This window comes from Paenibacillus sinopodophylli (assembly GCF_005930355.1).
Lineage (GTDB): Bacteria > Bacillota > Bacilli > Paenibacillales > Paenibacillaceae > Pristimantibacillus > Pristimantibacillus sinopodophylli.
The window spans coordinates 2,317,885-2,329,639 of the sequence record NZ_VDBO01000001.1 but is presented as its reverse complement, the minus strand read 5'-3'; the positions used below and the strand labels follow the sequence as shown (position 1 = coordinate 2,329,639).

Sequence of the window (11,755 nt, the reverse complement as noted above, 5' to 3'; positions counted from 1 at the left end):
GCTGCGCTCATATGGATTCATAAACTAGTGAAAGTTAGAAGGTTAGCTTTTGCGGAATTCCTCTGGCGTGAGGCCCGTCATTTTTTTGAATACCCGAAAAAAATATTTCGGATTGTCAAACCCCAATTGCTTGGCTACCTTATAGACTTTGTTATCCGTGCCTTTCAGCAGCAACTTTGCTTGCTCGATGCGCAGCTGATTAATATAATCCGTGAAATTTTGTCCGATTTTCTCTTTGAACAGGAAGCTTAGATAGCTTGGATTGAGATAGAAGAGCGATGAAACTTTCTCAAGTGTCAAATCTTTGATGAAGTTTTTATCGATATACGTTTTAATATTTTCGATGACATTCTCGGAAGAGTAAGCAGAGCCTTCCTTCAAGAGGTCGGCAGTGCTTGCTAAGACCGTAAGCAGATACTCACGGATGGAATCAAGATCGAATGAGATGTTGAGCACGGATTCAAGGCTGGATGATGGTGATCCGTCCACATGCGTCTGCAAATAGACAGACAACATTTTTTTGACCTCTTGGATCATCTCTCTGCTTTGCTCCTTTAACTGGGCAAGGGAGACGGCAGGCTGGCGAATGTAGAAGGCGAAAAAATCGAGCACAAGCTCCTTGACCTTCGCGCATTTTCCTGACTCAACCAGGAATAGCAGCTCATGTGTCCTTTCCCACAGCATGACATCGGGCGAGAAACTGTCTTTATCGTAGAGGTAACAGCGCCCGAAATCAGCAATGGAACGCTGATCCAGTGCGGCAATCGTCTCAAAGTGGGCTTGGCGAAGCATACTGAAATCATAGAAGACAGAGCTGATGCCCACACAGCCCTCGCTGCCCTTCCGCAAGCTGACGTTATGAATGAGCTGCTCGGCGATACGCTTGGCATAAGCAAGCATATCAGTTTCCAACTGATCAGCAGAAAACGTAAGAAGGATGAAGGCAAGCTTATCGCTTTGCGAGTGCGGGATGTAGATATACTCCTGCTGAACTTCTTCAATCTGCTGTACGTTCGAATCAGGCGCATACAGTGTTAACAGAACGCAAGCAGGTGCAGACAGAGCCTCCTTCAACCGAGCGGATTGAAAGGCAGGCAGCTTGTCCTTATGATGAATGTTAATAATAAGGTGCAGTAAGGTCTGAATATCAGCATGATAGCTGATCTGCTCGTTCTCAGCAGTCTTAAGAACAACCTCCTGCTTTACGCTCCGGTCGTTCTCAATGGCTGCAATAGCCTGCTCTAGTGTACGGTGGATTTCATCCCGGCTGAACGGCTTCAGAAGATAGCTAACGACCTTTGCTGAGATCGCTTCCTTCATGTAGTCAAAGTCGGAGTGGCCGCTGATGACGATCATTTTTTTGTCTGGATATTGCTGATGAATGGCTTTCATGAGCGATTTCCCGTCCATTTCGGGCATTCGCATGTCGGTAAATATAATATCTGGATCAACGGCACGGATCATATTCCATGCATCTACACCGTTGTCGGCTTCTCCTGCGAAGGCAAGCGGCTGGCTGAAGGACTGTATTTTTTTGAGCAGGCCCTTCCGAATTAAGGGCTCATCATCTACGATAATGAATGAATACATCGTGTAGTCACCTCTTCTCCCAATTAGATGGAACAGCAATTATGACACTGGTGCCTTTATTTTTCTCACTTCTGAAGGTCACGCCGTCTTCCAGGCCGTAATAAACAGCTAGACGAGATTGAACGTTTTTTATGCCGATGCTTTGTTTGAACCGCTGTCCTATGGTTGAAAATTCAGCTGGCTTAGATAGCAGCTTCTTAAGCTCTGTGACTTGCTCCGGCGTCATGCCGACGCCGTCATCGTAAATTTCGAAGTAGATCATTTCGTCGCGCATGAAGCCTTTAATTGTAATGCTGCCTTTGCCACGTTTATTTTCGAGACCATGGTAGATCGCATTTTCGACAAGCGGCTGGAGGAGCAGTTTTAACATTTTGGTATGAAGGATGCTATCGTCTATTTGCTTAATGAAGGTAATTTTATCGCCATAGCGGATTTGCTGGATCGCCATGTAGTTGTCCACATGTTGAATCTCTTCAGCAGCAGAAACGAGCTCACTATCGGTTTTGATGCTGTACCGGAACATGTCGCCCAGCGCTTTCGTCATGACGACGATGCTTTCCACCTCTTCAATTTCGGCGATGCTGTTAATCGATTCAAGCGTGTTATACAGGAAATGCGAGTTGATCTGGGCTTCAAGCGCTTTCATTTGTGAGTCCATCGTCAGAATGCGATTCTGGTAGCTCTCACGAATATGCGTATCAATGTCCTTCATCATTTTGTCGAATTCATGATAGAGAATACCAATTTCGTCGACTCTTTTTTTGTCCGCCTCGATCGTGACGAATCGCTGTGACTTGTTCTTGCGCATCACCTTTGTCAGTTGAATGATCGGTTTCGTAATTAAATTGGACAAGAAGAGAGAGAGCAGAAGAAAGATTAAGGCACAAGATACCGATACATAAATAATGAGTTTTTGTGAGATGCCGTATTGCTCATAGACCTTGGCTACGGAAATGTTGGCAATGACTTTCCAATTGTTGCTTGGAATCGCTTGAATGACTGTTAAGCTTGAGGAATCGTTGAATTGCTGCTGGGACCCCTTCATCGCCAGCGCCTTATGCAGCAAATCCTCAGGTAAATACTCACCTGCAAGACCACTTGAGCCGTCGTATAGCACTTTTCCATTTTCATTCGCCAAATAAATGTTCGAAATGCTCGGAGCCGGGTTTCGGTTTAAGCCGGCAAATATATTCATGCTGCAATCGAGCATAAAGACACCAAGAAACTCATTAGAATTGGGATCGTACAGCGCTCTTGAAAATCCGATAGAGGGGCTGGCATTAATAATGTAAGGTTTCGTACTAACCTCGCCGATGAACAGGTCTCCTTTTTTGGATACAGTCTGTTTATACCAATCATCCTCAAGAGGGAGATAGTCGACCATGAGGTCCGTTCCATTGCCATAGCTGATAAACTTGCCATCAGGTGTAAATAAGTAAATACCATTAATGTAATTATAACCCAGTAAAATATTTTCGAAAATCAGCTTTAATTTCGCTCTCGTAATAAATATTTCATATTGATTATCTGTGTTTCTAAGCTTCCGCAGCTCGTCACTAACCGTACTGTAAGCGGTTGCGGTAGAAGACTGCTGCTGAACAGTAATGGAGATCCGGTCAATATTTTGCAAAATATCCTCAATGCTCTTGACTGAGTTGTTGATCGTTGTTGATGCGACAAGAGAGGTTTGCTCATTGACTAGCTTCGTATAGCTGCGATAGGAGCTGAAGCTAACGACAATAATGGGCACAATGGATACAAGAACCAGTACGAGAAACAGTTTGGTTTTAATATTAAAAAAGAGCATACACGTATCCTCCTCGTTTGTCTAACCTAAAAATAGTGCACCAAATGAGCCAAAGCAATTATACTGTTTCTCACATTATTATAAAAGTGTGCTCAAGGCAATAGCGTTTTATGAAAATGCAAGAGAGAGCAAGCAGCGTCACAAACAACGAAAACAGGGGGAAATGCACAATGAAATCAGTAAAAACGATGGGGCTTGCAATGTTAGTATTTTGCTTCGTTCTACTTAGCGCTTGTGGTACGAATAACGGTGCTTCTAATGCGACGAATGCACCAGCAAACAACGAAACTACCAATGCGGGCGGTGAGAATGCAGGAGTGGATGCTTCGGAGCCAATCACATTAACGATGATGTTGTCAGGCAACAAAGCTTCGGAGGGCGAGGATTTCGAACTCGAGACGCTGCCGCGCCTCGTGAAAGAGAAATTCCCTAATATTACGCTTGAAGTACAGAAGCTTCCTGATGATCAATACAATACTTCGGTCCGTACGAAGCTCGCAGCAGGGCAAGGACCAGATCTATTCTTGGTTTTCCCTAAAAACGCAGCTGGCGGCGTTATCGATTTCGCCAAAGCAGGCTTTACGGCTGACTTATCCGACCTGAAGTTCTGGGACAATATCGGAACTGGCGCGAAGGATGATATGTCTTATGAGGGTAAGCCTTATGCGGTAGCGAAAGGCTTGGATTACCTAGGCGTTTACTTCAATAAGGAAATGTTAGAGCAAGTAGGCATTACTGAGTTCCCACAAGACTGGGCTGCTTTCCTAGAAGCTTGTCAGAAGCTGAAAGACGCAGGCATTACACCAATCGTGCTTGGCGACAAAGATCCATGGGTCATTCAATTCGGTATGTACCCGATCGCAGCGAATGTCGTTTATCCAGATGAAATGGATTTTGACGTAAAAGTGCAAAACGGCGAAAAATCGTTAAACGATCCGAAATGGGTGAAAACGATATCGATGTACAAAGAGCTTTATGAAAAAGGTTATGTCGTTAAAAACTCGCTTGGCGTAGGCAGTGCACAAGCGTCTCAATTGTTCATAGACGGAAAAGCAGCTATGACGTTTACAGGTACATGGGATTATGCTTCGATGACGTCGAAAGGCGCAGCAGAATTTACTCGCGGCTTCGCTTCACTTCCAGGTAACGATGCAGGCAATCCAACCTACGTATCTGCAGCAACAGCTGCTGGCTATGGGATCAACGCCAAATCTAAAAACCTTGATGCTGCGAAAGAAGTTTTGAACTATTTGTTTGATGGAGAATCGGATTTGTTCAAAGCATTCGTAGCTGCCAACAGCTCGATCAGCGTGTATAAGGATGTACCTTTGACTCATGATCTGTTTAAAACCGTGAACGAAAATTACCAAACAAACGGAAAATCCGTATATTTCAGTAACCAAATGTGGCCAGCGGGCGTGTCTGATGTCATGCAAGCCAAATTCGCTGAAATCATCGGTGGTCAAAAAACGACGCCAGAAGATGTTGCGAAAGCAATGGATGAGAAATTCCAAGAGCTGTGGAAAAATAAATAAGCGATAACTAAATAGATAGCAGTAGCGAGGGGGAAGGCCATCGCCTTCCCTGTCGGTATGAGGTTAGCTGGAGAGGATGGAGCAACATGAATTCGACTGTAATGAAAAAATCAATGTACTTTTTTGCGATACCGGCACTCCTCTTTTATCTCATCTTTTGGATCTTTCCGATTCTGCGATTGTTTCAATACAGCATTACTGATTACAACGGTTTTTCGCAGGCATACAACTATATTGGATTAGACAATTATAAAGCGCTCTTTAATGGAGATACACTCGGTATTTCTGTTAAAAATACGTTGATCTACACGCTCGTAACAGTCGTGCTGGGCAATATCATCGGACTTGCGCTAGCCTTGCTCCTAAATATGAAAATGAAAGGGAAAGGGATTTATCGCTCCTTGGCTTATATTCCGACGCTATTCAGTGCAATCGTTGTCGGTTTTATTTGGAGCTATGTCTATATACCGGATTACGGCATGATCTCTACCTTCCTGGATAAATTGGGTATCAACGATGACAATTTGAATTTTCTTGGCAGCTATTCTTCTGCTTTGTATGCCATTATTTTAGTAGAAATATGGAAAAACATAGGAACAACAATGATTATTTTCCTAGCTGGTCTACAAACGGTACCTAATGACTTGCTGGAAGCAGGTAAAATGGACGGCTGCGGTCCTTGGCGACTCTTGCAGCACGTGAAGCTGCCGCTGCTCGCTACCGCGATTACGATAAACGTTACACTTAGTCTGATCAATGGACTAAAGGCCTTCGACTTCCCGTTTATTATGACGAATGGCGGCCCAGGTACATCAACGAATACGTTGATCTATTCGATCTACAAAATGGCCTTTACGGAGCAGTTGTTCGGTAAAGCATCAGCGCTAGGCGTCATTGCCTTTGCCTTAATCATCGTGCTTACAGCAGCCTTCGTTATTCGCATGAACAAACGGGAGGTGTCAGCATGACAATTGGTTCAGTGACCAAAAAAACGCTAGTTCAGCTCGCAGTTATTCTAGTGATGGCAGTCAACTTGATTCCGCTTATTATCGCGTTGTCCACTTCGCTGCGCGATCCGAATAACAAAACGAATCCACTTAACTTGTTCAGCCAAATATCGTTTGAGAGCTACCGAACCGCTTTCGAGCGCATGCATTTCCCGCAAGCGCTTATGAATAGCATCATACTAACCGGTATTTCCGTCATATTCGTCGTCTTGCTGGCGGCGATGGCGGCGTATCCGATGGCGAGGCTCAAAACGAAGTGGAGCAAATTTCTGTACTTGTTTTTCCTATCAGGGTTGGTCGTACCTTCTCAAATGGTACTTATCCCAATTGTGCAGATGATTAATTCGCTCCATATTCCGACATCGCAGTATACGCCGATTCTTATGTTCATTACATGCAGTCTTCCTTTTTCCACCTTTTTGTACACGGGCTTTATTCGGAGCGGTGTTCCCGAGGAAGTAGAAGAGGCAGCTCATATTGATGGGGCAGGACTGTTCCGCCGGTTTTGGCTAGTGGTATTCCCACTGCTTATACCCGTAACGGTGTCCGTTATCATTACGCAAGGCGTATGGATATGGAACGACTATTTCTTTAATATGATCTTTATTTCGAGGGCGGCTGATTCTCCACTGCCGCTTGCTATGCTCGGTTTCCTCGGTGATCAGCAGAATCCGACGCAGTGGAACGTTCTATTTGCAGCTTGCTTTCTCTGCGCGCTGCCGCTGCTTGTTGCTTTTCTATTCCTGCAAAAGTATTTTGTCGGCGGTATGACAGTTGGAGCTGTTAAGGGTTAATTCGAAAAAAATACAAGCAAAAAAGCCTTCGGCGTCCTTTAAGACGCTGAAGTAGCTTTGACGGTGAAATATAAGCCCTTTATAAGCAATCAATCTTATACATTCTTATATTTTAACTTATATTTTAAAAAAGGGCAGTTCAGGGTTGTAATTTTCCCCTGAACTGCCCTTTTCGTATTCGATCATTATTCTACAACTAGCGTAGCTTTCATTTCTCTATGTCCAGCACCGCAAGGCACAGTGCATATCATTTCATAGCTGCCTGGCTCGGTTATGTTGACAGCTACTGTTTTGCCATTGGCAATTTGGTAGTCTGTTTTTTGGATCTGTACGCCATGCAGGCCGCTAACGGAATCTAGTTTAAGATTAACCGTTTCGCCAGCTTTGATTTTATATTCCTGCTTGTCGAATTTCCAGTTGCTTGCTGTAACGACAAGCTCTGAAGCCGAGCCGCTGTCTGCTGCAGTTGTATTTGCTTCTTGGTTATTTTCTTTGGCTGTGTTTGCTCCGCAAGCTGCGAGTACGAATACTAGGCATAATGCGCTGGCGAATAGTAACCATTTTTTCATGAGTAGTGTTTCCCCCTTCTATTCCCAGCAATTGCTGACTCGCTGAGTTATCTCTATTGTAGCCTAAAGTTTTGTACAATCAGCCTCGGGATATGACAAACTTTTGAATAAGCTGTGAATTAATTGTTCTTACAATTGAAACAGCGTCATTGCATAAAGCAGCCCTTGATCGTCTGCTGAGGCGATCAAGGGCTTTAGTTATGAACTGATCGATTAGCTGCGGTCTCGTCTGCCTGCTTCATATGGTGTGCTCACCGGTATGAACAGGTCGATGATCCCGATGACTAGCGCCGCCAGAATCGCACCGAGGAGTGTAACTGTCACACCACCAACAATGAATTGTGCAATCCATATAACGGCTGCGCTGGCGATGAAGCCGACAATGCCGCGGCCGAAGGGCGTGACCCTTTTGCCAAATATACCTTCAATAACCCAGCCAAGCGCAGCGATAACAAGAGCGAGGAAAAAGGCGCTCCAGAAACCGCCGACGCTAAACTGTGGAACGATAAATCCTACAAGCATCAAAACAAGCGCGGCCACTATAAATCGGATGACATGCCCCAAAAAAGTCATTGCGCAAACCTCCTTTAATTGTGGGAAAAAACCTCGGTTATGCCGAAGGTTTTCGCCCTTTGAAGCGAAAGCTGTAATTTAAGAAAGCTCGTTCATTCATATTGTAGCCAATTGAGCAACCTTTATGTATGAATCGGTGCGCCAGTTCGTGCATCGGCGGCGTGGTTCAGCTATAATAAGAAGGCGAGAGGAGTGTTATTTGTTGGACACCAAAATTTTGACGACACTTGAATATCCTAAAATCATACATAGATTGACGCAGCATGCAGCGACAACGCTTGGAAAGACGATTGCGGAGGCGCTTCAGCCGGTATCTGACCTCGATGCGGTCAAGATGACGCTGCAGCTCACGGACGAGGCTTATACAGCTGATCGCTTGAAGGGCAGCGCGCCGTTCGGCGGGGTAGTTGATATTACAGCACCGCTTCATCGCGCACGCATTGGCGGCACGCTTAATCCGGAGGAGCTGCTTAACATTGCGGCAACCTCGCGGGGTGGAAGACGTGTAAAGAAGCATATCAGCTTGCTTCACGAAGACAATCCGATTCCGATGCTGCAGCAGATTGCCGAGCAGATCAGCGAGCATAAGCAGCTCGAGGATGCGATCTTCGACTGTATTGACGATCAAGCGGAGGTTATGGACAGCGCGAGTGCTGCACTTTCTTCTATTAGAAGAGAGCTAAGAAACGGCGAATCGCGCATTCGTGAGAAAATGGACCAAATGGTGCGTTCATCTTCTGTACAAAAAATGCTGCAGGACGCAATCGTTACCCTGCGGAATGACAGATATGTTATTCCTGTCAAACAGGAATATCGTTCCCATTTCGGCGGAATCGTACATGACCAGTCTGGATCAGGTGCAACGCTGTTTATCGAGCCGGAAGCGATTGTCGCGATGAATAACAAGCTGCGTGAGCTGAAGGCTGGCGAGCTGCGGGAAATTGAGAAGATATTGCAGAAGCTTACTGCGCTGGCTTCGGATTACGTAGAGGATCTGATCTTCAACCTAGACCTGCTGGGACGTATTGACTTTGCTTATGCGAAGGCACGCCTCGCTCATGGGATGAAAGCGACTCAGCCGCGTATGAATGACAGAGGTTTCCTTAAGCTGAAGCGTGGGCGCCATCCGCTTATCGCTGCAGAGCTAGTCGTACCGATCGATGTTGAGCTTGGCAATCAGTATACGGCTATTATCGTTACAGGGCCGAATACGGGAGGCAAAACTGTTTCATTGAAAACAATTGGGTTGCTCAGTCTAATGGCAATGTCAGGCTTATTCGTTCCAGCAGAGGATGGCAGCCAGCTATGCGTGTTCGATGCCATTTATGCGGATATCGGAGATGAGCAAAGCATTGAACAGAGCTTGAGTACGTTCTCCAGCCATTTGAAAAATATCATCCGAATTCTAGGCACGATGACTTCGAAGAGCTTGGTGCTGCTCGATGAGCTAGGTGCGGGTACTGACCCTGCTGAGGGCTCTGCGCTTGCGATTGCCATTCTGGAGCACGTGCATGCGATGGAAAGCCGAATTGTAGCGACCACGCATTATAGTGAGCTGAAAGCATACGCTTATAATCGCAAAGGTGTAATTAACGCGAGCATGGAGTTCGATGTGGCTACTCTCAGCCCAACCTATCGTCTGCTTGTCGGCGTGCCGGGACGCAGCAATGCATTCGCGATCGCTGAGCGGCTTGGACTTCCACGCTCCATTATTGAGCATGCCCGGGGCGAAGTAAGCGAAGAGGATCAACGGGTTGAGAATATGATCGCCTCGCTGGAAGAGAATCGTCTGGGAGCTGAAACCGAACGTCAGACCGCTGAATCGCTGCGACTTGAGATGGAGAAGCTGCGGGCAAGTCATGAAGCAGATCGCCAGCGGTTCGAGGAGCAGAAGGAGAAGCTGCTGCTGAAAGCGAAAGAGGAGGCACGCGAGGCTGTCGTGAAGGCGAAGCGTGAGGCGGAGCAAATTATATCTGATTTGCGCAAGCTGGCGCTGGAAGAAGGCGCTTCAGTCAAGGAGCATAAGCTGATTGAAGCTCGCCGCAAGCTGGATGAAGCTGCGCCGGAGGTTCAGAAATCGAAACGCGGAGGTACTCATACAGCCACCAAAGCTGCGAAAATTGAAGCAGGCGATGAAGTGACGGTATACAGCTTGAATCAAAAGGGTACAGTCGTAGAAATTCACGGCTCAGATGCCACCGTACAGCTGGGTATCATGAAGATGAAGGTTGCGCTGGATGATTTGGAGCTGCTGAAAGCAGCATCGTCTGCCAAAACACAGCAGCCTAAGCAAGCAGCTAGTCTCAAACGCTCGAAGGACGAACATTTCAAAATGGAGTTGGATCTGCGAGGTGAGAACCTTGAAGAAGCGATACTTGAGGTTGACCGTTTCCTAGATGAGGCATTCTTGTCGGGCCTAGCACAGGTAGCGATTATTCATGGTAAAGGCACTGGCGTTCTGCGTACAGGTATTCAGCAGTACTTGCGTAAGCATAGTCATGTGAAAAGCTTCAGACTAGGCAATTATGGAGAAGGCGGCGTCGGCGTGACGGTTGCAGAGCTCAAGTAACTGACGATCTGATAAGCCTAAACTCGCCTGATATGGAGGAACATGGAATGAGTAATGAAGTCGACAATCTGCTTAGCAATCCGTATGCGGCCTCACTCGTTTATGTGTCAGTGACCGTTTTGTCTCTTATTGTTTTTTTATCCTGCTTCGAGCTTGTGACCAGATACAAATGCTGGAGCGAGATCAAGAAGGGCAACGTGGCCGTTGCAATGGCAACAAGCGGCAAAATTTTTGGGATATGCAATATTTTCAGGTTTTCGATTGAGTCCAATGATTCGGTTTACCAAAGCCTGATCTGGGGAGCATTCGGGTTCGTCATCTTGATGGCCGCCTACTTTTTATTCGAATTTCTAACGCCTGTTTTCCGAATTGACGATGAAATTGCTCGTGACAACCGTGCAGTTGGGCTCATTGCGATGATCATCTCGGTATCATTATCATACGTCATCGGAGCAACGGTCATTATTTAATCCGGAGGAAGCTATTTTGAACTATTTATGGAAAATTCTAATCGTAGTCGCTATTTTGTTTTTTGCATTTGGCGTTTTTTATTTATTGAACAATTAGAGAGGAAGACCAACAATGGAAGAGCATTTGATTTGCCCATGGTGTTTAACTGAAATCGTCTGGGATGAGGAGATCGGTCCTGAAACGAGCTGTCCACACTGTGATAATGAGCTTAGCGCTTACCGGACAATAGAGCTTGGCTATGATGAGGATGAGGTTGAAGCTGACGAGCATGAGCGGGCCGTTCAAGCTTTGAAAATCAACGATGCGCACCGGGCAGCGAAGCAATACGACTCTTCTTCCAAGCAAGAGGGATGGGCTGAGGATGAGCTTGAAGAGGAACAGGAAGAAGCTTCCGCTGATCCAGACCACAAAAGCTGGTTGAATGAGGCTGATGGTTATCGCAACGCGGATACGGCAAGGTTCGCGGTTGAAGAGACGGTACAGCGTGTGCTGGATGATCAGGACGAACTGCCGGAATGTCCGGTTTGCCGTTCTTACATGATTGAAGCTGGCGAACAGCTAGTAGGAGAGCAGCAATTCGAATCAAGAATTGCCCCTTCACTTAGAGGGCCGGTGCTTACTACGCCGTTCAAGCTGATTTTGTATGTGTGCCCAGCTTGCTACCATACCTCTTCATTACTGAGTCCTAGCGATCGTGAACGGATGCTAAGTCGCTTAACGCCAGAAGAATAGTTTGCGCATAATGAATGAGCTAAGCATGGCTTGCTGCCAAAAAGGGAATCTTATCAAACGTAATTCCGATAAGCAAAGGGAGGGACATGGCTTCATGTCCTTCCCTTT

General features: G+C 46.1%; 10 protein-coding genes. 6 read left to right on the top strand and 4 right to left on the bottom strand.

What is annotated here, in order from left to right:
- Positions 1-42: 42 nt before the first annotated feature.
- Complete coding sequence (locus tag FGT79_RS10325) at positions 43-1,590, bottom strand: response regulator (protein WP_138752574.1); 1,548 nt, start codon at positions 1,588-1,590, stop codon at positions 43-45.
- A 7-nt stretch (positions 1,591-1,597) separates the two neighbouring features.
- Positions 1,598-3,397: a sensor histidine kinase gene (locus tag FGT79_RS10320; protein ID WP_138752573.1), complete on the bottom strand. Its 1,800-nt coding sequence runs from the start codon at positions 3,395-3,397 to the stop codon at positions 1,598-1,600.
- 170 nt (positions 3,398-3,567) lie between these two features.
- Here FGT79_RS10320 and FGT79_RS10315 point away from each other — a divergent pair, with 170 nt between their 5' ends.
- The 3 genes from FGT79_RS10315 to FGT79_RS10305 all read left to right on the top strand — a co-directional run bounded on the left by FGT79_RS10315 (position 3,568) and on the right by FGT79_RS10305 (position 6,733).
- Positions 3,568-4,932: an ABC transporter substrate-binding protein gene (locus tag FGT79_RS10315; protein ID WP_138752572.1), complete on the top strand. Its 1,365-nt coding sequence runs from the start codon at positions 3,568-3,570 to the stop codon at positions 4,930-4,932.
- A gap of 86 nt (positions 4,933-5,018) precedes the next feature.
- Positions 5,019-5,900: a carbohydrate ABC transporter permease gene (locus tag FGT79_RS10310; RefSeq protein WP_138752571.1), complete on the top strand. Its 882-nt coding sequence runs from the start codon at positions 5,019-5,021 to the stop codon at positions 5,898-5,900.
- A complete protein-coding gene (locus FGT79_RS10305; RefSeq protein ID WP_138752570.1) occupies positions 5,897-6,733 on the top strand; it encodes a carbohydrate ABC transporter permease in 837 nt (278 codons plus the stop codon). The genes FGT79_RS10310 and FGT79_RS10305 overlap by 4 nt, the downstream gene beginning before the upstream one ends.
- A gap of 185 nt (positions 6,734-6,918) precedes the next feature.
- Here FGT79_RS10305 and FGT79_RS10300 read toward each other — a convergent pair whose 3' ends face one another.
- The gene (locus FGT79_RS10300; protein ID WP_138752569.1) at positions 6,919-7,302 is read right to left on the bottom strand and encodes a plastocyanin/azurin family copper-binding protein; all 384 of its coding nucleotides are present in this window, start codon (positions 7,300-7,302) and stop codon (positions 6,919-6,921) included.
- A 213-nt stretch (positions 7,303-7,515) separates the two neighbouring features.
- Complete coding sequence (locus tag FGT79_RS10295; protein WP_138752568.1) at positions 7,516-7,875, bottom strand: phage holin family protein; 360 nt, start codon at positions 7,873-7,875, stop codon at positions 7,516-7,518.
- A 202-nt stretch (positions 7,876-8,077) separates the two neighbouring features.
- Between FGT79_RS10295 and FGT79_RS10290 the strand changes: the two genes are divergently transcribed.
- The 3 genes from FGT79_RS10290 to FGT79_RS10280 all read left to right on the top strand — a co-directional run bounded on the left by FGT79_RS10290 (position 8,078) and on the right by FGT79_RS10280 (position 11,647).
- Positions 8,078-10,444 carry an endonuclease MutS2 gene (locus FGT79_RS10290; RefSeq protein WP_138752567.1) on the top strand — a complete coding sequence of 789 codons (2,367 nt, stop codon included), beginning with the start codon at positions 8,078-8,080 and terminating at the stop codon, positions 10,442-10,444.
- 47 nt (positions 10,445-10,491) lie between these two features.
- Positions 10,492-10,914, top strand: a complete 423-nt coding sequence (locus FGT79_RS10285) for a DUF350 domain-containing protein (RefSeq protein ID WP_138752566.1) — start codon at positions 10,492-10,494, stop codon at positions 10,912-10,914.
- Between the two features lie 112 nt (positions 10,915-11,026).
- Complete coding sequence (locus tag FGT79_RS10280; protein ID WP_138752565.1) at positions 11,027-11,647, top strand: hypothetical protein; 621 nt, start codon at positions 11,027-11,029, stop codon at positions 11,645-11,647.
- The last annotated feature ends 108 nt before the right edge of the window (positions 11,648-11,755 follow it).